This window comes from Streptomyces sp. NPDC018045 (genome assembly GCF_044327445.1).
GTDB lineage: Bacteria > Actinomycetota > Actinomycetes > Streptomycetales > Streptomycetaceae > Streptomyces.
In genome coordinates, this window is sequence record NZ_JBIRFL010000001.1 from 407,747 (window position 1) to 426,743 (window position 18,997).

Annotated in this window: 15 protein-coding genes; 6 read left to right on the top strand and 9 right to left on the bottom strand. The window is 73.4% G+C overall.

What is annotated here, in order from left to right; all coding sequences use genetic code 11:
• Nucleotides 1-3: 3 nt before the first annotated feature.
• The 4 genes from ACH4EB_RS01665 to ACH4EB_RS01680 all read left to right on the top strand — a co-directional run bounded on the left by ACH4EB_RS01665 (nt 4) and on the right by ACH4EB_RS01680 (nt 3,469).
• Nucleotides 4-963 (top strand): metal-dependent hydrolase, encoded by a 960-nt coding sequence (locus ACH4EB_RS01665; RefSeq protein WP_398345230.1) that lies wholly within the window; start codon nt 4-6, stop codon nt 961-963.
• 1 nt (nt 964) lies between these two features.
• The gene (locus tag ACH4EB_RS01670; RefSeq protein WP_398345231.1) at nt 965-2,059 is read left to right on the top strand and encodes a PDR/VanB family oxidoreductase; all 1,095 of its coding nucleotides are present in this window, start codon (nt 965-967) and stop codon (nt 2,057-2,059) included.
• A gap of 112 nt (nt 2,060-2,171) precedes the next feature.
• Entirely contained in the window at nt 2,172-2,888 is a 717-nt protein-coding gene (locus ACH4EB_RS01675; protein ID WP_398345232.1) for a TetR/AcrR family transcriptional regulator, read from the top strand.
• 53 nt (nt 2,889-2,941) lie between these two features.
• Complete coding sequence (locus tag ACH4EB_RS01680; RefSeq protein ID WP_398345233.1) at nt 2,942-3,469, top strand: GNAT family N-acetyltransferase; 528 nt, start codon at nt 2,942-2,944, stop codon at nt 3,467-3,469.
• A 380-nt stretch (nt 3,470-3,849) separates the two neighbouring features.
• Here the strand turns inward: ACH4EB_RS01680 and pulA are convergent, their stop codons facing one another.
• The 3 genes from pulA to ACH4EB_RS01695 all read right to left on the bottom strand — a co-directional run bounded on the left by pulA (nt 3,850) and on the right by ACH4EB_RS01695 (nt 8,572).
• Nucleotides 3,850-6,489 carry a pullulanase-type alpha-1,6-glucosidase gene (gene pulA / locus ACH4EB_RS01685; RefSeq protein ID WP_398345234.1) on the bottom strand — a complete coding sequence of 880 codons (2,640 nt, stop codon included), beginning with the start codon at nt 6,487-6,489 and terminating at the stop codon, nt 3,850-3,852.
• Nucleotides 6,490-6,548: 59 nt separating this feature from the next.
• Nucleotides 6,549-7,961 (bottom strand): alpha-amylase family protein, encoded by a 1,413-nt coding sequence (locus tag ACH4EB_RS01690; RefSeq protein WP_398345235.1) that lies wholly within the window; start codon nt 7,959-7,961, stop codon nt 6,549-6,551.
• 194 nt (nt 7,962-8,155) lie between these two features.
• A complete protein-coding gene (locus tag ACH4EB_RS01695) occupies nt 8,156-8,572 on the bottom strand; it encodes a hypothetical protein (RefSeq protein ID WP_398345236.1) in 417 nt (138 codons plus the stop codon).
• A 258-nt stretch (nt 8,573-8,830) separates the two neighbouring features.
• Here ACH4EB_RS01695 and ACH4EB_RS01700 point away from each other — a divergent pair, with 258 nt between their 5' ends.
• Together ACH4EB_RS01700 and ACH4EB_RS01705 are read left to right on the top strand one after the other, a co-directional pair.
• Nucleotides 8,831-11,647 carry a BTAD domain-containing putative transcriptional regulator gene (locus tag ACH4EB_RS01700; RefSeq protein ID WP_398345237.1) on the top strand — a complete coding sequence of 939 codons (2,817 nt, stop codon included), beginning with the start codon at nt 8,831-8,833 and terminating at the stop codon, nt 11,645-11,647.
• A gap of 36 nt (nt 11,648-11,683) precedes the next feature.
• Complete coding sequence (locus ACH4EB_RS01705) at nt 11,684-12,154, top strand: hypothetical protein (RefSeq protein ID WP_398345238.1); 471 nt, start codon at nt 11,684-11,686, stop codon at nt 12,152-12,154.
• A gap of 69 nt (nt 12,155-12,223) precedes the next feature.
• Here ACH4EB_RS01705 and ACH4EB_RS01710 read toward each other — a convergent pair whose 3' ends face one another.
• The 6 genes from ACH4EB_RS01710 to ACH4EB_RS01735 all read right to left on the bottom strand — a co-directional run bounded on the left by ACH4EB_RS01710 (nt 12,224) and on the right by ACH4EB_RS01735 (nt 18,751).
• A complete protein-coding gene (locus ACH4EB_RS01710) occupies nt 12,224-12,880 on the bottom strand; it encodes a 1,4-alpha-glucan branching protein (RefSeq protein WP_398345239.1) in 657 nt (218 codons plus the stop codon).
• 86 nt (nt 12,881-12,966) lie between these two features.
• Nucleotides 12,967-14,046, bottom strand: coding sequence for a LacI family DNA-binding transcriptional regulator (locus ACH4EB_RS01715; RefSeq protein WP_398345240.1), 1,080 nt, complete (start codon nt 14,044-14,046; stop codon nt 12,967-12,969).
• A complete protein-coding gene (locus ACH4EB_RS01720) occupies nt 14,043-15,671 on the bottom strand; it encodes a glycoside hydrolase family 13 protein (protein WP_398345241.1) in 1,629 nt (542 codons plus the stop codon). Before ACH4EB_RS01720 ends, ACH4EB_RS01715 begins: the two co-directional genes overlap by 4 nt.
• Before the next feature lies 1 nt (nt 15,672).
• Nucleotides 15,673-16,512 (bottom strand): sugar ABC transporter permease, encoded by an 840-nt coding sequence (locus ACH4EB_RS01725; protein WP_398345242.1) that lies wholly within the window; start codon nt 16,510-16,512, stop codon nt 15,673-15,675.
• A complete protein-coding gene (locus ACH4EB_RS01730) occupies nt 16,512-17,474 on the bottom strand; it encodes a carbohydrate ABC transporter permease (protein WP_398345723.1) in 963 nt (320 codons plus the stop codon). Before ACH4EB_RS01730 ends, ACH4EB_RS01725 begins: the two co-directional genes overlap by 1 nt.
• 14 nt (nt 17,475-17,488) lie before the next feature.
• Nucleotides 17,489-18,751 carry an extracellular solute-binding protein gene (locus tag ACH4EB_RS01735; RefSeq protein WP_398345243.1) on the bottom strand — a complete coding sequence of 421 codons (1,263 nt, stop codon included), beginning with the start codon at nt 18,749-18,751 and terminating at the stop codon, nt 17,489-17,491.
• Nucleotides 18,752-18,997: the final 246 nt, after the last annotated feature.

The window sequence follows — 18,997 nt, forward strand, 5'->3', positions numbered from 1 at the left end:
GCCATGTCTAATACGGCCTCGTTGCGGCCCCGGCCGGTCGCGTCCGAGCACACCCCGCTGAAGGCCCGCGACGTCGCCTTCGACTGGGCGGACACTCCCCTGCACTGGATCCCCGGCGACCCGGACAGCACCCACACGATCAATGTGCTGCACCTGCTGCTGCCCGCCGGTGAACGCTGGTTCGTGCACGTCTACAAGCAGGTGCTGCCGCAGATCCGGGACGCACGGCTGCGGGAGGACGTACGCGGCTTCATCGGCCAGGAGGCGATGCACTCCCAGGCGCACGACGACGTGCTGCCGCACCTCAAGCGGCTCGGCCTGGACCCCACCCCGTACACCGCGCAGGTCGACTGGCTCTTCGAGAAACTGCTCGGCGACCGTCCCCCACTGCTCAACGCGTGGGTGGCACCCCCGTCGCCGCCGGGGCGGGCGCGCCAGTGGTGGCTGATGGAGCGCGTCGCGATCATCGCCGCGATCGAGCACTACACGGCCTTCCTCGGCGACTGGGTGCTCAACGCCGAGGCGCTGGACGCCCGCGGCGCCGACCCGACGATGCTGGACCTGCTGCGCTGGCACGGCGCCGAGGAGGTCGAGCACCGCTCGGTCGCCTTCGACCTGTTCCTGCACCTCGACGGCGGCTACCGGCGGCGGGTGCGGACCTGGGCAACCGCCTTCTCCGCACTGGTCTTCCTCTGGCAGCGCGGCGTCCGCTTCTTCATGGCGAACGACCCCTCGCTCCCGGACGGCCGGGCCAGCTTCAAGGAGTTCTTCCGGGCGGGACGGCAGGGCGTCCTGCCCGCGCCCGGCGCCATGGCCCGGTCCATCCCCCAGTACCTGAGCCGCACGTACCACCCCTCGCGGTACGGCAGCACCGAGCAGGCCGCCGCCTATCTCGCCGGTTCGCCCGCCGCGACCGCCGCCGAGGCCCACCCGACGAAGGCCCACCCGACAGGAGCCGCCTGAGATGCCGTCCCTCCCCCGGATACGTACGGTCCTGGTCGCCGCCGGCGCCGCGCTGGCCGTCCAGCGGGCCCTGCGGCGGCGCGTCGGCCGGTCGCCGCTGTGGCCGCTGCCCACGCTGGAACAGCCCGTCTCCGGACGGGGCCGGAACCGCTCCGGCCCCTTGCGGCTCCTGGTCGCCGAGCGCACCGACGAGGCCGAGGGTGTCGTCCGGCTGCGTCTGGAGGGCGACGGGCTGCCGGCCTGGGAGCCCGGGGCGCACCTGGATCTCGTCCTGCCGTCGGGGGCCGTACGCCAGTACTCCCTGTGCGGCAGCCCGGCCGACACCGGCTCGTACACGATCGCGGCGCGCTTGATCGAGGACGGCCGGGGCGGCTCGCGCGAGGTGCACGAGCGGCTGCACGAGGGCGCGGCCGTCGAGGTGCGCGGGCCGCGCAACCGCTTCCGGCTGGAGGAGTGCCACGCCTACCTGTTCATCGCGGGCGGCATCGGCATCACGCCGATCCTGCCGATGCTGCGGCAGGCCGAGTCCGAGGGCGTGCCCTGGCGGCTGGTGTACGGCGGGCGCTCGCGCGCGTCGATGCCGTTCCTGGAGGAGATCGAGAAGCTGGCGGGCGCCGCGTCGGACCGGGTGACGGTGGTCGCCGAGGACGAGGACGGCCGGCCCGATCTGGCGGGCGCGCTCGCCGACGCCCCGCCGCACGCCGCCGTCTACTGCTGCGGCCCCGGCCCGCTGATGGACGCCGTGGCCGGGCTGCTTCCGCAGGGGGCGCGCGGACTGACCCTGTACACCGAGCGCTTCGCGCCCGTCGAGGCGCTGCCGCCGGGCGGGGACGGGGAGTTCGAGGTGGAGCTGCGGCGTAGCGGCCGCACGGTCACCGTCCCGGCGGACGGCAGCGCCCTGCGCGCCATCCGCGAACAGGCGCTGCCGGACCTCCCGTACTCCTGTGAGCAGGGCTTCTGCGGCACCTGCCAGCAGCGGGTGCTCTCCGGCGAGGTCGATCACCGCGATGAACTGCTCACCGACGCCGAGCGGGACGACTCGATGCTGATCTGCGTCTCGCGGGCCCGGGGGGAGCGGCTGGTGCTCGATCTCTGAGAGCCGGTGCCCGGGCCGCGGACCGGGTTCAGGCACCGGTGCGCGGCCGGGCCGGTGTCCGGTCCCCGGTCGCTCGATTCCGCGGCGCGTTCCCGGTCGTTAGGGTGTGCGCATGACCAACGGGGCGCGCCGCAGGATGGGTGTCGAGGAACGACGTGAGCAGTTGATCGCGGTGGCGCTCGGTCTGTTCAGCCACCGGGCCCCGGACGAGGTCTCGATCGACGAGATCGCCGAGGCCGCCGGCATCTCCCGGCCGCTGGTCTACCACTACTTCCCGGGCAAGCAGAGCCTGTACGAAGCGGCGCTGCGCCGGGCCGCCGACGAACTGGCCGCCCGCTTCGTGGAGCCGCGCGAGGGGCCGCTCGGCGCCCGTCTGCTCCGCGTGATGGAACGATTCTTCGACTTCGTCGAGGAGCACGGCCCCGGCTTCTCCGCGCTGATGCGCGGCGGCCCGTCCATCGGCGCCATGGAAGCCGTGGGATCGGGCCGGACGAGCGCCATGATCGACGGGGTGCGCCAGGCCGCGTACGAGCAGATCCTCTCCCACCTCGGCATGACGGACCCCGCCCCGCGCATGGAACTGGTCGTCCGCTCCTGGATCTCGCTCGCCGAGACCACCGCGCTGATCTGGCTCGACAGCCGCGCCATCCCGCGCGGCGAGCTGGAACGCCAACTGGTGCACGACTTCGCGGCGCTGGCGGCGGTGAGCGCCGCGTACGACGAGGAGACGGCCGGCGTCCTGGGCCGCGTCCTGGCCGATGAGCCGTCCGACGGGCCCTTCGGCGATCTGCTCACCCGGCTGCTGGCGCTGGCGCCGCAGCCGTCCTGAGCCGTCCTGAGCCGGACGAGCCCGTTCCGGCGCCCCTGCGGCACAATCCGCGCATGGACATGATCACCTTCCGCCGCGCCGCGGACACCGACGCCGATGTGGCGGCGCTCGTCGCGCTCTACGACGGGGCCGCCCGCTGGATGCGGGGCCGGGGCATCGACCAGTGGGCGCCGGGTGAACGGGACGCGGAGCACTTCCGGTTGCGGATCAAGCAGGACGAGGTCTGGTTCGCCGAGGTGCGTGGCGAGATCGCCGGTGCCTGGGAGCTGTGGTGGGAGGATCTGCCCGCCTGGGGGCCGCAGCCGCCCGTCGCGGGCTATCTGCACCGGCTGATGACCGACCGCGAGCGGGCCCCGGCGGGCACCGGCCGCGCGATGCTGGCCCGTGCCGAGCGGCGGATCGCCGGGGCGGGCCGCCCGCTGAGCCGCCTCGACTGCCAGTCGGGCAATCCGCGGCTGCGGCCGTACTACGAGAGCGCGGGCTATCGGGTCGTCGGCGAGCGGCGGGCGAAGGAGGGCCCGGACGGGAGCCGGTACACCGTCACGCTGCTGGAGAAGCGGGTGCTCGGAACGGGGGCGTAGGCGGGTGGGCGTAGGCACGGGCGCACGAGGGCGCACAACCGGCGCAGTGCGACGGCGCGCGCCGGGCTGCCGCGCAACCGGTCCGGGTTGTACGGCCCTTTGTCCGGCGCCTCCAGGGCTTTCGGACAATTGCCCGGGGGCCCACAGTGGTGTCACCGGGGCCTGAGGGCACGGATCACGGGGGCCCATGGAGTCCGCTCCGGCGGACGGATGGGGGAACCATGGGGACGATCCACGGGGGAACGGGCCCCGGAACCGCCGCCGGCGGATGGGCCGTCCATGGGCAGGGCGGCCCATGGACGGCCCCATGAGGCAGCGGGCACGGCCGCCGCACGGTCCGGCCGCCCGCGAGCACCGGCGTCCGAGCGGCCACCGGCCGGCTACCGCGCCGCGAACACCGCGACCGTACGCGCCGGGACACGGAACGTTCCCGTCCGCTTCTCGTACGCGGCCGTCTTCACCACCGGGTCCGCGCCCCGCGCCTGGACGCGGTGCAGGCCGTACCGCCGGCCCGCGAGTGACGCGACGCGCTGGAGCTGCCGCCGCGGCGTCGCGTTGAAGACCACCACCAGCTCGCCCAGCCGCATGGTCACGACGCCCGGTGTCTCGGCCGTCCCCGACAGGGGGAAGGAGAGCGCGTCCTGTACGGCGTCGGCGCTGTCGAGTCCGAAGGCCGGTTCGGTGGCGTGGACGCGGAGCAGGTCGCGGTAGGCGGCGGAGGCGGCGGTGATCTGCGCGCAGCCGGGGCGCAGGGCGGGGTCGGCGAGCAGGGGCCGGGCGTGGGGCCACGCGTTCCGGTTGTCGGCGGCGGGCGGCAGGCCGCGGCCGAACCCGTTGCCGTCCCGGCAGTCCCAGTGCAGGGCGTTGTACCAGTCGCCGCTCTCGTAGGAGTTGCGGTCCAGGGACTTGGAGCGGAGCAGATCGCTGCCCGCCTGGGAGAGGGCCGGCCCCTGCGAGAGCGCCGCGACGCCCATGGCCACGACCTGCATACGGGCGCGGTCGGCGGCCGGGGTGCCCTGCGGGAGTTTGTAGGCGAGGGCGTCGTACAGCGTCTCGTTGTCGTGGGCGTCGGCGTACGCGAGGGCGTCACCGGGGGCGGCGGCGTATCCGGCGGGCGCGCCGTTGTAGTCGACCTGGGAGCCCTTGACCGTACGGCCGGAGGTGTCGGTGAAGGTGTAGTCGGCGAGGTTGCCGGTGAGCCCGACCTTGACGAGGTCCTGGTAGTGGAGCAGGCGGGCGCGCTGTTCGGCGGGGGTGCCGTTGGCGGGAGAGGGGTTGGGGTCCGTGGAGAGGCCGGAGGCGAAGCCCTGGACGCGCGGGTCGGCGTCGAAGGGGCCACCGCCACGGACCGCGTCGCGCGAGCGGTCGTTGAAGGTCGCGATCCCGGTGCCCGCCATGTTCCGCTGGGTGGCCTGCACGAAGCGCGCGTCATCCGCGACCTCCCCGAAGTTCCAGCCCTCGCCGTACAGGACGATCGCCTTGCCGTCCACGCCGTCCTTGGCGGGGGTCAGGGCGTCCAGGGCCTGGCGCACGGCGAGGATGTTGGCCTTCGGGTGGTGCCCCATCAGGTCGAACCGGAACCCGTCGATCTTGTACTGCCGGGCCCAGGTGACGATCGAGTCCACGACGAGCCGGCCCATCATCAGGTGCTCCGGCGCGGTGTTGGCGCAGCAGGTGGAGGTGGCCACGGACCCGTCGTCGAGCAGCCGGTGGTAGTACCCGGGCACGATCCGGTCGAGGACGGACCGCGCGTCCTGCCCGTCGGCAGCGGTGTGGTTGTAGACGACGTCCATGACGGTACGCAGCCCGGCGCCGTTCAAACCCTGCACCATGCGGCGGAATTCGCCGGTCCGGGCCGTCGGCGAGTCCGGATCGGAGGCGTACGAGCCTTCCGGCACGGTGTAGTGGAACGGGTCGTACCCCCAGTTGTACGCGTCGCGGGCGGCCGTCTTCCCGACGCACTCCTGCTGCCGCTCGAAGTCGGCGGGCAGCGCCGCCAGGTCGCAGTCCGGCCGGGCCTGGTCGGCGCGCCGCTCCGGGATGGTCGCGATGTCGAAGGCGGGGAGGAGGTGGACGTACGAGGTGCCGGCGTCCGCGAGCGCCTTCAGGTGCCGCATCCCGTCCGAGCGGCGGTCGGTGAAGGCGAGGTACTGGCCGGGGTGGCGCGAGGTGCGGTCCTCGACGGAGAAGTCCCGGATGTGCAGCTCCTGGATGCGGGCCCGGTTCAGCGGCACGGCGGCGGGCTTCCTGAGCCGGTTCCACCCCTTCGGGGCGAGGCGCGGGTCGGCGAGGTCGACGACGAGGCCGCGCGCGGAGTCGGCGGTCAGGGCGGTCGCGTACGGGTCGGTGACCTTGTTCGTGACGAAGCGGCCGACGCTCGGGGCCCAGACGGTCACGACGTACCGGTACGGCTTGCCCGTCCAGCCCCGCGTGCCCCGCGCCCGCCACACACCGCTCGCGTCGTCCCGCCGCATCGGGACCGTACGGCCGTCGAGTTCGAGCGCGACGGTGCGGGCGGTCGGCGCCCAGACGGAGAGGGTGGGGCGGCCGCGCCGGAAGACCGGCCCGAGCGGCGCCCCGGCCGCCGCCGGGCCGTACAGGTCGTCCAGTACGCCGGGGATCTGCACGCCGGTGGTGACGGGCCGCCCGTCCGCGTCCGGCTGGACGGCGACGAGCCGGTCGCGCAGCGCGGTACGGGCCAGGTCGCTGTCGCGCGGGTCCACGGCGAAGGCCGGGAAGCCCTTCAGGTGCGGGTGGGCGGCCTGCTCGGCCGGGGTGAGCGCGGCAGGCGTGAGCCGGATCCGCCCCTGCCGCCGTCCCTGCCCCGCCGTCCCGAACTCCAGTCGGGCGTCCGCCCGCCGGGCGCCCTTCCAGACCACGGTGTCGCGGTCGATCCACTGCGCCGCCGCCTCGGCGGGAGCCGGTGGCGGCGCGGCGTTCGCGGAGGGCGGGGCGGGCAGGGCCGCCGCGCACAGGGCCATGGCCACGGCTGCGACGGTACGGCGGAGGGTGCGCCTCACGTAAGGGCTCCTTCAGGACGTTCGGGATGATCGGGGCCGGGTGCTCGGGGCGCCCCGGCTCACCCGCAGCCACGCGCGCCGACGTGCAGCGCCAGCGCCGTGTCCGGGGCGAGCGTGGCCGTGAACCGCCCGTCCCCGCCCACCGTCACCGGTTTGCGGCTCTGTACGTCGCAGTAGGTGCCGGCGGGCAGTGACGTCTGGAAGGTCCGGGTGAGCGCGCTGCCCTCGTGGTTGAGCACGGCGTAGCCCCGGTCGCCACGCCCGAAGGCGATGGCGTCGTTGCCGTTGTCCCACCAGTGGGTGACGGCCGTGCCGTGGGTCGCGTTGCGGAAGCCGACCATGCCGCGGATCTCGGGCCAGTTGTGCTGGCACTTCCAGCGGTCCTGCCAGCAGGCGCGCACCGCGCCACCGTTGGGCGGCCCCGTGTCGTGGTCGGAGAACTCGTACCCGGAGTGCACGTCCGGCGCCCCGTACGGCCAGGCCAGCATGAAGACGTTGGCGAGGGTGTAGTCCGCGCCGTCCTTGTAGCTGAGCGTGGTGCCGTTGCGCTCGGTGTCCCAGTTGTCGACGAACACACCGGACCTGTCCGACGGCAGATGGGCCCAGCCCTCACCGAAGTTCTTCAGGTAGGCCAGCTTCTCGTTCCGCAACACGCGCTTGAGGTCCCGTCCGTACCGGAATTCCTGTACGTCGCCGTTGCCCAGGTACTCCGCCGGCGAGACGGCCTCGCCCTCCCCGTGGATCGCCTCCTGCTTCCAGTAGACGGACGGGTTCGTCAACTGCCGCTTGACCGCGGCCAGGTCTTCCGCCGGCATGTGCTTGGCCGCGTCGATCCGGAAGCCGTCCACGCCGAGCGACAGCAGGTCGTTGAGGTACCCGGCGATCCGGGACCGGACGTACGGTTCGCCGGTGTCCAGGTCGGCCAGCCCGACCAGTTCGCAGTGCTGGACGTTCCACCGGTCGCGGTAGTCGGTGATCAGCCCGGTGCAGTCGTCCATGTCCTGGCGCTGGTAGGTGCCCGGGTAGTCGTATTTCGTGTACGGCGAGCCGCCCGTCCCCGTGCCCGACCCGGCCGCCATGTGGTTGATCACCGCGTCCGCGACCACCTTGACCCCGGCCGCGTGGCAGGCGTCCACCATGTTCTCGAACGCCGCCCGGTCACCGAGCCGCCCGGCGATCCGGTAGCTGACGGGCTGGTACGAGGTCCACCACTGGCCGCCCCGGATGTGCTCGGTGGCCGGTGACACCTCCACGTAGCCGTAACCGGCGGGTCCCAGCGTCTTCCCGCACTCCTCGGCGACCGAGTCGTACCGCCACTGGAACAGCTCGGCGGTCACGTCCTTGGCCCCGGGCGGCGCCGCGTGCGCGGGCTGTGGCGGCGGGGCGAGGACGGCCGTCGCCGCGCCGGAGAGGAGGGCGAGCGCGGCGGCCACGGGTCTGCGGGCGGACCGGCGCCGACGGGTGGGGGGCATGGTTCCTCCTGAGGGGGTGGGAGGTGTTCAGCCGTTGTTCTATCCGCCGTGGTTGATGGGTGCAAGAGTTTGCGCAAGGGATTGCAAAGACGTCACGGCGGTCCCCACCCCCCATGCCACACGCCCGGCGGGACGTACAGCCCTGTGGCCGTACGTCCCGCCGGGCGCGGAGGGGAGCTGCCGGACGCGGGGGGCTACTTCGACCAGTTGGTCCAGGTGCCGCTCGCCAGGCGGTGGCGGTACCAGCGGTCGCCGTCGTTGCCGATGACGGAGATGGTGGGGGTCCAGGTGCCGTTCCCGTCGACGCGCACGCCGCTGCGGGCCACGCCGCCCAGGGACGTCCAGTCGTACCAGGAACCGCCGGAGCCCCAGCGGGTCCAGACGCCGAAGTCGCTGCCGACGATGAACACCTGCTTCCCGCCGTCCGGGTAGGTCAGCCAGGCCTCGCCGTACTCGCAGATGTAGTCACCGCCGAGGCCGGACACGTGGCAGTAGCCCGACGCGGACGAGGGCGCGGCGTGCGCCGGTGCCGCCACACCGGCCAGCGCGGCACCGGCCAGCAGGACGGTCGTGGCCGCGAGGGCGGGCTTGCGGAGGAAGGACAGGGCCATGAGGACTCCTAGGCAAGGCGGTGTCGGGTGGATGCCGGACGGCCACCCGCCGCCGCCCCTGAACGGGGGTGGGGTGTAGCGGCGGGTGGGCCGTTCGGCACGGCACGAGACTGGCGGGCACCGGGAACAATCCGCTGAGCGGCGGCTAACGGCTTTTCGTCAGCGGCGGGTGCGATTGGCCGGGTTCCCCCTCATGGCCCGAAATGGATCACCATAAGCTCCTCCCGGGTCGTGACGCGGATCATCAGGGGGGCCGGCGTGGAATTCCGGGTGTTGGGGACGGTCGCCGTCGTGACGGAGTACGGGCGGCCCCTCCCGCTGGGGCCCGCCAAGCGCCGCAGCCTGCTCGCCATGCTCCTGCTGAGCCCCAACACGGCCGTCAGCGTCGAGCGGCTGACCGAGGCGCTGTGGGACGGGGAACCGCCCCGGCACTTCCGCACCATGCTGCAGAGCCACGTCTGCGGACTGCGCGCGGCGTTCGCCGGGCACGGGGCGTCGGCGCACGGCGTCGAACTCGTCACACAGGGGCGGGCGTACGCCCTGACACTCCCCGCGGCCCTGGTGGACGCGCACCGCTTCGAACAGGGGCTCCGGCTCGCCCGCGCCCAGCGCGAACCTGCCGAGGTCGTACCGCTTCTGCGGGAGGCTCTCGCGCTCTGGCGGGGCCCCGCACTCACCGGGACGCTCCCCCACCCGCCGCTCCAGAACGCCGCCCACGTCCTGGACGAGCTGCGGCTGACCGCAGTCGAGGAACTGGCCGCCGCCCACGGGCTGACCGGCGAGCACACGGCCGCGGCGGCCGTCCTGCGGGCCGAGGCCGCCGCGAACCCGCTACGGGAGTCCCTGATCGCGGCGCTGGTGCTGGCCCTGGGGCGGGCGGGCCGCCGCCCGGACGCGCTGGAGCTGTTCCACCGTACGCGGCGGCTCCTCGGCGAACAGTTGGGCATCGGCCCCGGGGCGGCGCTCGCCGACGCGTACGCGACGTTGCTGGCGGAGGACGCCCCAGGGCCCTCGCGCGCCCGGGTCGCGGTCGCCACCCGCCCGGCCGGCAGCCCGTCCGGCGGCCCTGCCGACCGTCCGGCCACGCGCCCGCCCACCGGGCGGCCCGCCGGACCCGGCGAGCCGGGGCCACCGGAGCAGCCCGCGCAACCGGGGCACCCGGCCGAGCCCTCCCCCGTACCCGCCGTGCCCCACCCCGGCACGCCCGGCCCCCAGTTGCTCCCCCGCCGCCCGCGGGGCTTCACCGGGCGCGGGAGCGAGCTGGCGGCGCTCGACCGGGCCGCGGCCGACGCCCCCGACCCGATCGTCATGATCACCGGCAGTGCCGGCGTCGGGAAGACCGCGCTCGCCGTCCACTGGGCCCACCGCCACCGCGCCGCCTTCCCCGACGGCCGGCTCTTCGCCGACCTGCACGGCTACAGTCCCCTCCCGGCCCGCGAGACCACCGACGTCCTGCGGGACTTCCTCCTCGTCCTCGGCGTCCCCACCGAACGGATGCCCGGGTCGCCCGAGTCGCTGGCCGCCCGCTACCGCGAACTCACCACCGGCCGCCGCATGCTGGTCGTCCTGGACAACGCCCGCGACGCCGGGCAGATCCGCCCCCTGCTGCCCGGCGGCGAGGACTGCCTCACCCTCGTCACCAGCCGCGACCGGCTCGCCGAACTCGTCGCCTCGGACGCCGCCCGGCCCGTCCCCCTCGCCGAACTCCCCACCGCGCAGTCCACCGACCTGCTCGCCGCCGTCCTCGGCCGCGAAGTGATCGACGCCGAGCCGGAGCCCGCCGCCCGGCTCGCCGGCCTGTGCGGCGGGCTCCCGCTGGCCCTGCGCGTGGCCGCCGCCCGGCTCGCCACCCGCCCGCACCGGGGCCTGGCCGCCTTCGCGGACGAACTCGCCGACGAGCACACCCGGCTGGACCTGCTCAACGTCGGCAGCACCGGCGTGGCCGCCGCGCTCGGACTCACCGTGCAGCACCTGCCCGTACCGGCCCGGCAGCTCTTCCACCGGCTCGGCCCGCACACCGGCGGCACGCTCGACACCCCCACGGCCGCCGCGCTGGCCGGCTGTCTGCCCAGCCAGGCGGCCACCGCGCTGGACCAGCTCGCCGCCGCCCAGCTCGTCGTGGAGACCGCACCCCATTCGTACGTCCTGCACGACCTCGTCCGGCTCTACGCCCGCAGCCTGTCCCCCGGCCACGACGCCGAAGCGCTGCTCCGCCTGCTGGACCACTGGCTTCAGACGCTCATCGCGGCCGTGGCCGCCGCCGAGCCGGGCAGCGAGCCGTGCTGCGACCTGCCCGCCGATCTGCGCCGGGCCGCCGCCGTCCGGCGGTTCAGCGACCGTACGAACGCCCTGGCCTGGTTCTCCGCCGAACGCGACACCCTGCGCGGCGCGGTCGAGGCGGCCGTCGCGGCCGGACTGCACGGCCGGGCGTGGCGACTCGTCCTGCTCCAATGGCCCCTGATCCTGTGGCAGGTCCGCGACGGGTGGGAGCCGCTGCTCAGACAGGGCCTCACCGCCGCGGAACGGGACGAGAGCCCCGGCGGCCAGTCCCGCGCGCGGGCCCTGCTGGGCTGGGTGCTGACCGAGGAGGGCAGGCACGGGGCAGCCCTGGCGGAGCTGGAGCGCGCCCCCGGGCTTGCCGCGCTGGCCAGGGACCCGGGCGGGGAAGCGACCGCCCTGCTCAACCTCGCCGAGGCGCTGATGCGGCACGGCGACCGCGACCGTCCCCGCGCCCTCCTCCTGCGGGCCCTGGCCCTCGCCGAAGAGATCCGCGCCGCCGGGACGCTGGCGCTGGCCCACCTCCACCTGGCGCGCTACCGGCTCTCCGTCGGCGCCCCGGAAGCCGCCCTCGGCCACGCCGTCCGCGGCCTGGCGCTGGCCGCCCCGCCCCACCCCGCGCCCCGGCGGGTGCTGCTGCGCACGCTGTACGGCGAGGCGCTGGCCGGCACGGGCCGCACGGACGAGGCGGTACGCCAGCTCCGGGACGCGATCGAGGAGGCACGGACGCACGCGTACGAGGCGGGGGAGACGGCGGCGCGGGCGGTGCTGACGACCCTGGTGACGGACGGGAGTTGATGGTGCTCCCGGTGCAGCACCGGTACCGTCGGTGGTATGGGGGATGACATACCGCGCCGGGACGTCGACGGGCGAACCGTCACGAACGTGTTCAACGGAGAGGTCAACCACGGCCTGGTGATCCAGACCGGCTCCTTCGAGGGCGATGTCCATGTGCACACGCCGCCGGGGCAGAGCGCCGGGCAGGACTCCGCCGTGGCGGAACTGAAACAGCGCCTGGAAGAACAGGAGCGGGCGGAGCGGGAGGCCGCGTGCCGCAGGGACCGGGAGCGCCGGCGCCGGCGGCGCGACCAGGAACTCGCGTCAGCGCTGCGGGCCCGGGAGGAACGCGTACGCCCCATCAGGGTGCTGGCGCCCCCCGTGTTCTGCGTGCTGGCGTTCGTCCTGCTCCTGGTCACGGACTTCTCCCCCGTCTCCTACCTGGGGCTGTTCCTGTGCTTCACCGGCGCGGCCGTGGCCCGCTATGCGTCCACCTCGACCCTGGAAGGGTTCCTCGGCAAGAAGTGAGCCCGGGGCCTCCGCGGCACCCGCTCCCCGGGGCCGGCTCCGGCGGCCCGCGCACGGACCGGGGCCGTGTCAGGCCGACGGTTCGTGGACCGTCACGAACACCCCTCGCGCCCGCTCCCCCGACGGCTCGGTCCACGTGGCGCTGAGGTGGCCCGGCGCCGCCCCGGCGGCCTCGTCGCCCGCGGTCAGGACGCGGTGCACGCGGAGGATCAGCGGACGCGCCGACCGGACGAGGATGTCGCTGGCGTCCGCGCTCTGGACGACCGTCTCGGGGCCCGGCACCGCGCCGAGTCCCGTTTCCGGGAAGTGCGGGCGGACCGTGGGGTCGGGGGTGTCGGTCTCGCTCTGGGCCTGGGGTTCGGCCTTGCCGGTGAGGAGGGCGAAGAGCTGGGCCACCAGCACCGGGTCGTGGGTGCCGTCGTAGACCCAGCGCTTGCCCAGCACTCCGTGTTCCATCGTGCCGATGAGCGCGTGGCCGGCGCCTTCCAGGGGTGCGCCCCGGTAGGTGAGCGGTGTGAAGTACCTGACCGGTGCGGGTCCGGCGGTGTCGGTGGCCACCATGAACTCCATGCCGACCTCGCCCTCCGGATCGTCGAGCCGGAAGCCGCCGGCCTTGGTCAGGACCGGGGCGGACCCGCCGTCCGTGTACCAGGGCTGGGCGGGGAGCCAGCGGGCGAGCAGCTCCAGTTTGGTGGGCGAGAGGGTGGTGTGGTGGATGACGGCCATGGTGCGGCACCTTCCCGTGGGTGACTGCGCCGAGCGCAGGGCTGCGGCGTCTGCGGCGGCCATCCTGCCATTCGCGGCCGTGGGCGTTACCCCGCCGGCTTCGGCAGCCGGGCCGTCGAGCCCCGTACCACCAGCTCCGGCTGGAAGACGAACTCCGTGTGCCGGTCCGGCGGCCGGTCGCCGTCGGCACGGGCGCGGATCTCCTCGACCAGCGCGTCGACGGCCGCCGAGGCCATCGCCCGCACGGGCTGGCGCACGGTCGTCAGGGGCGGGTCGGTGAAGGCGATGAGCTGGGAGTCGTCAAAGCCGACGACGGAGACCTGTGCCGGTACGTCGAGGCCGCGCCGGCGGGCCGCCCGTACGACGCCGAGGGCCATCAGGTCGCTGCCGCAGACGACCGCCGTGCAGCCCGCGTCGAGCAGGGACGCGGCTGCCGCGTGGCCGCCTTCCACGCCGAAGAGGGTGTGGCGTACGAGGCGTTCGGCCTGCCCCCTCCGCAGGCCGAACGTCTCCGTCAGTGCCGCGACGAAGCCTTCGGCCTTGCGGCGCGACGGTACGTAGCGGGCCGGGCCGACGGCCAGGCCGATGGTCCGGTGGCCGAGTTCGGCGAGGTGGCGTACGGCCATGCGGGACGCCGCCCGGTCGTCCGGGGAGACGAAGGGGGCGGCGATGTCCTCGTGGTAGCCGTTGATGAGGACGTACGGGAGGCCGCGGTCGGTGAGGCGGGTGTAACGGGCGGGGTCGGTGGTGCTGTCGGAGTGCAGGCCGGAGAGGAAGAGGATGCCGGTGACGCCGCGCGCCGCGAGCTGTTCGACGAGTTCGTCCTCGGTGGCCCCGCCGGGGAGCTGGGTGCACAGGACGGGGGTGTAGCCGTGCCCGGCCAGGGCCTGTTCGATGAGCTGGGCGAAGGCCGGGAAGATGGGGTTGGTCAGTTCGGGGACGATCAGGCCGACGAGTCCGGCGCTGGCCCGCCGCAGCCGTACGGGGCGTTCGCCGCCCAGCAGGTCGAGGGCGGCCAGCACCCGCTGCCGGGTGCCGCGGGCCACACCCGCCCTCCCGTTGAGCACCCGGCTCACGGTCGCCTCGCTGACCTGGGCCTGCGCGGCGATGCGGGCCAGGCGGGGGCCGCTGCCCCCGCCCGGCGGCGAGTCCGAACGGTCGGTCACGCTTCCCACCAGACGGCGGTGTCCCCCGGGAGGGTCAGTTCGTCGTCGACGGTGTGGAGTTCGGCGGAGGAGAGCAGGACGCGCCAGTCCGGCCGTGCGGGGGCGCGTACCGGCTCCGCGGTCGTGTTGACCGTGCAGACGAAGCCGCCGGGGCGGCGGAAGGCCAGCACGCCTTCGGGTGCGTCCAGCCACTCGACCGCGTCGCCCGCGCCGAGCCCGGGGTGGGCGCGGCGCAGCCCGAGGGCCGTGCGGTACAGCTCCAGCATCGAGTCCGGGTCGCCGGTCTGGGCGGCGACGCTCAGGCGCGCCCACTCGGCCGGCTGCGGGAGCCAGCTACCGCCCGTACCGAAGCCGTACGGGGCGGTGTCGCCGGACCACGGGATCGGCACGCGGCAGCCGTCGCGCAGGCCGTCCTGGCCGTCGCCGCGGAAGAACGCGGGGTCCTGGCGCACTTCGTCAGGCAGGTCGGTGACCTCGGGGAGGCCCAGTTCCTCGCCCTGGTAGACGTACGCGGAGCCGGGCAGGGCGAGCATGAGCAGGGCCGCGGCGCGGGCCCGGCGGCCGTCGCCGCCGAGGCGGGTGGCGTGCCGGACCACGTCGTGGTTGGACAGGACCCAGGTGGTGGGGGCGCCGACGGGCCGCATGGCGTCGAGGGAGGCGTCGATGACGGCCCGGAGCCCGGCCGCGTCCCAGCCGGTGTTGAGGTAGTGGAAGTTGAACGCCTGGTGGAGTTCGTCGGGGCGGAGGTAGAGGGCGGTGCGGTCGGCGCTGGGGGTCCAGGCTTCCGCCACGCCGATGCGCTCGCCCGCGTACTCGTCGAGGACCGTGCGCCAGGAGCGGTAGATGGCGTGGACGCCGTCCTGGTCGAAGAAGGGCAGCACCTGGCTCCCGAGCAGTTCGATCTGGTCGGTGCGGCCCATGTCGGGCAGGCCGGGGGCCTTGACCAGGCCGTGGGCCACGTCGATGCGGAAGCCGTCCACGCCGAGGTCGAGCCAGAAGCGCAGGATGGAGCGGAACTCGTCCTGGACTGCGGGGTGGTCCCAGTTGAAGTCGGGCTGTTCGGGGGCGAACAGGTGGAGGTACCACTCGCCGTCGGCGACGCGCGTCCAGGCGGGGCCGCCGAAGACGGACTCCCAGTCGTTGGGCGGGAGTTCGCCGTTCTCGCCGCGTCCCTTGCGGAAGTGGAAGCGGTCCCGGAGCGTCGAGCCGGGGCCCTCGTCCAGCGCCTGCCGGAACCAGGCGTGCTGGTCGGAGCAGTGGTTCGGGACGACGTCGACGATGATGCGCAGGCCCAGGCCGTGCGCGTCGCGGATGACGGCCTCGGCGTCGGCGAGGGTGCCGAAGGCCGGGTCGATGACGCGGTAGTCGGCCACGTCGTAGCCGGCGTCGGCCTGCGGGGAGGCGTAGCAGGGGCTGAGCCAGACGGCGTCGACGCCCAGGTCCTTCAGGTACGGAAGGCGGGTGCGGATGCCCGGCAGGTCGCCCATGCCGTCGCCGTTGCCGTCGGCGAAGCTGCGCGGGTAGACCTGGTAGATGACCGCGTCGCGCCACCACTGGGTGGCGCCGGGCGCGGTGGCGCCCGCGGCGTCGGCGGTGGCTCCGGTGGCGGGGTGCTGGGTGGTCATGTCATCCCTTGGTGGTGCCGGAGGTCAGTCCGGCGACGAGGTGGCGCTGGGCGAAGGCGAAGACCAGGGCCGCGGGCACCGCGATGATCACGGCGGCGGCGGTCATCGAGCCCCAGTCGTTGAGGTACTGGTTGACGAAGGTCTGGAGGCCGCCGGCGAGGGTCAGGTTCTCCTCGCCGGTCATGAAGGCGGAGGCGTACGCGACCTCGGCCCAGGCCGTCACGAAGGTGTAGAAGCCGGTGACGGCCAGGCCGGGGCGGGCCAGTGGCAGGACCAGGCGCCAGAAGGTGCCGAAGGGGTTGAGGCCGTCGACGCGTCCGGCTTCGTCGATCTCCACCGGGATGGTGTCGAAGAAGCCTTTCATCATCCAGGCGCAGAACGGGACGGCGATGGTCAGGTACGTGATGACCAGGCCGGCGGGCTGGTTGAGCAGGCCCAGTCCCGCCAGCAGGTTGTACAGCGGCACGATCAGCACGGCCACCGGGAACATCTGGGTGATCAGCAGCAGCCACATCAGCGGGCGCATCCCGGGGAACCGGAAGCGGCTGACGGCGTAACCGGTGGTGGCGGCGATGAAGACGCCGATGACGGTGGTGACGCCGACGACGAGCACCGAGTTGCCGAACCAGGTCAGGAACGCCGTGTCGGCGATCACGTGCCGGTAGTTGGCGACGGTGAAGTGGATGACCAGGTCGGTGGAGAAGGCGTCGTTCTTCGGCTTGAAGGAGGTGACGAGCAGCCACAGCGGCGGGAAGACCGCGACGGCGGCGGCGATCAGCAGGGTCGCGTGCAGCCCGGCGGAGGCCAGCGGGCTCCGCCTGCAGCGCGGGGTCCGGTCCATCACCACACCTCTCCCTGCTTGCGGAGCGAGCGGCGGTAGACCACCGCGATCAGGGACAGCAGGAGCAGGATCAGTACGCCCCAGGCGGCCGAGCCGGAGAAGTCCCGCGGGCTGTCGACGAAGGAGAGCCGGTAGGCGTACGTCACCAGGATCTCCGTGGCGTCGCCGGGGCCGCCGCGGGTGAGCAGGTAGATCACCGGGAACATGTTGAACGTCCAGATGGTGGAGAGCAGGATCACGGTGCTGCTCACGCCGCGCAGCCCGGGCAGGGTGATGTTGCGGAACCGCTGCCAGGCGCCGGCCCCGTCCATCTCGGCGGCCTCGTACAGCTCGCCCGGGATCGACTGGAGACCGCCGAGCAGCGCGACGAGCATGAACGGTACGCCCAGCCAGACGTTGACGGCGATGACCGACAGCTTGGCCCAGGTCGGGTCGTTCAGCCACGGCACGGCGTCGATGCCGCCGCCCGCCAGCACCTTGTTGAGCAGCCCGTTCTTCTCGTTGTAGAGCAGCCGCCAGGTGAAGACGGACACGAAGGCGGGGATGGCCCAGGGCAGGATCAGCGCCAGCCGGTAGAAGGTGCGGCCGCGCAGCGTGCGGTTGAGCAGGTTGGCGAGGGTCAGGCCGATGGTGAAGGTCAGGCCGACGCAGGCCACCGTCCACAGCACGGTCCAGCCGAGCCGGTCCCAGAAGACGGCGTCCCCGAGGATCTCGGTGTAGTTGTCCAGGCCGGTGAACGTGTACGTGGCCGGGATGTGGTTCATGCCGATGTGGCGCTCGACGTTGGCCTCGTTGGCGTCCGTCAGCGACAGGTACAGGCCGCGGACCAGCGGGTAGCCGATGATGACGCCGATGACGAGCACCACCGGGGCGACCATGGTCCAGGCGTACCAGTGGGTGCCCAGGGCCTTGCGCACCCGGCCCGGCGGCGCGGCGGCTCCCTTCCGCCGGGCCCGGGACATCCGTACGGTGTCCGTCACTTGTAGTCCTTGAGGATCTTGCGGTAGCTGTCGCCGACGGCCTCGGCGGCCTGTTCGGGCGTGCTGGACCCGGTCAGGACCTTGTTCATCTGGACCTTGATGGGCTCGAAGAGGGCGTTGCCCTCGGCGATCCAGGGGCGCTGGACGGCCTTGTCGACGGCGGGCTTGAAGAAGCCGACCATCTCGTTGTTCCGGACGGACGGGATCTCGTACACGGACTTGCGGGTGGGCAGCAGGCTGAGCTGCTCCGTGGTCTGCTGCTGGATCTTCGCCGAGCTCATGTACCGCACGAAGGCGTAGGACGCCTGGAGGTTCTTCGAGCCCGCGTAGACGGAGAGGTTCCAGCCGCCCTGCGGGGAGCCCTGGGAGGCGCTGCCGCCGGGGACGGGCGCGACACCGAGGTTCTTCCGGTCCTTGAACTCCTTGCCCGCGCGGACGCCCTCGATGTCCCACGGGCCGCTGACGGCCATCGCGACGCTGCCGTCCTTGAGGGCCTTGAGCTGGTTCTCCTGGCCGTCGGTGGCGTCGGTGACGGCGGCCTTGGAGTCGACCAGGCCCTTGATCGTCTTGAACGCCTTGACGCCGGCGTCGTCGTCGATCTCGACGATCTTGTCGCGGGCGTCGACCATGTTGCCGCCCTCACCGTAGAGGTACGGCAGGAACCAGTACGGGTCGTCGCCGCGCAGGTACAGGGCGGTGGCGCCGGTCTTGTCCTTGATCTGCTCGGCGGCGGCCGCCAGCTCGGCGAAGGTCTTGGGCACCTCGACGCCGGCCTGCTTGAGCAGCCGCTTGTTGTAGAAGAGGCCGAGGGTGTCGGTGACCTGCGGCGCGGCGTACGTCTTGTCCTTGAATCGCGTGCTGCCGAGGGCCTGCGGGAGGTAGTCGCCGGTGTCGTCCAGGGCCGGGGTGTCGTCCAGCGGGGCCAGGTAGCCGAGGTTGGCGAAGTCGGCGACCCAGGCGACCTCGGTGCGCATCACGTCGGGCGCGCCCGCGCCACCGCCCGCGGCGTTCTTGAACTTGGCGTTGGCGTCGCCGAACGGGACGCTGACGTACTTCACGTCGACCTTGGGATGTTCCTTCTCGAAGCCTTCGGCGAGCTTCTTGTACGTGGCCTTCTCGGCGTCGTTGGAGGTGTCCCAGAAGGTCACGGTGCCCGACAGCTCGCCCCCGCTCGGCCGGCCGCCGCCGTCACCTCCGCAGGCTGTCGCCGCCATTGCCAGACCCGCGACCAGCGCGGTGGCCACTGTGCCACGCCGCATGTGAACTCCTTAGGGGGACGCCCGAGATGGCGCCGGAACGCCTCGCTCGGCCGTTCGGAACGCCTGTGATGGCGGACAGGAACGTAACAGCGCGGAAATCAAACCGAAAGACCTTGCGGCAATTTTCTGCAAGATGATGGGAAGGTGGTGCGGGGGGCGGCGCCCGCGCGCGCCACGCCCACCGCACCCCAGCAGGCCGCTCACCAGCGGCCCGAGCGCCCGCGGGCCCGTCACCCCGCCGTGTTC

Bases quoted from the DNA above. Each gene is read 5' to 3' on its own strand.
- ACH4EB_RS01695 (WP_398345236.1), bottom strand. From the start codon at position 8,572: ATGGCCCTGTCCTTCCTCCGCAAGCCCGCCCTCGCGGCCACGACCGTC.
- ACH4EB_RS01680 (WP_398345233.1), top strand. From the start codon at position 2,942: ATGGACATGATCACCTTCCGCCGCGCCGCGGACACCGACGCCGATGTG.
- ACH4EB_RS01675 (WP_398345232.1), top strand. From the start codon at position 2,172: ATGACCAACGGGGCGCGCCGCAGGATGGGTGTCGAGGAACGACGTGAG.
- ACH4EB_RS01690 (WP_398345235.1), bottom strand. From the start codon at position 7,961: ATGCCCCCCACCCGTCGGCGCCGGTCCGCCCGCAGACCCGTGGCCGCC.
- ACH4EB_RS01665 (WP_398345230.1), top strand. From the start codon at position 4: ATGTCTAATACGGCCTCGTTGCGGCCCCGGCCGGTCGCGTCCGAGCAC.
- ACH4EB_RS01720 (WP_398345241.1), bottom strand. From the start codon at position 15,671: ATGACCACCCAGCACCCCGCCACCGGAGCCACCGCCGACGCCGCGGGC.
- ACH4EB_RS01725 (WP_398345242.1), bottom strand. From the start codon at position 16,512: ATGGACCGGACCCCGCGCTGCAGGCGGAGCCCGCTGGCCTCCGCCGGG.
- ACH4EB_RS01710 (WP_398345239.1), bottom strand. From the start codon at position 12,880: ATGGCCGTCATCCACCACACCACCCTCTCGCCCACCAAACTGGAGCTG.
- ACH4EB_RS01705 (WP_398345238.1), top strand. From the start codon at position 11,684: ATGGGGGATGACATACCGCGCCGGGACGTCGACGGGCGAACCGTCACG.
- ACH4EB_RS01730 (WP_398345723.1), bottom strand. From the start codon at position 17,474: ATGTCCCGGGCCCGGCGGAAGGGAGCCGCCGCGCCGCCGGGCCGGGTG.
- ACH4EB_RS01735 (WP_398345243.1), bottom strand. From the start codon at position 18,751: ATGCGGCGTGGCACAGTGGCCACCGCGCTGGTCGCGGGTCTGGCAATG.
- ACH4EB_RS01670 (WP_398345231.1), top strand. From the start codon at position 965: ATGCCGTCCCTCCCCCGGATACGTACGGTCCTGGTCGCCGCCGGCGCC.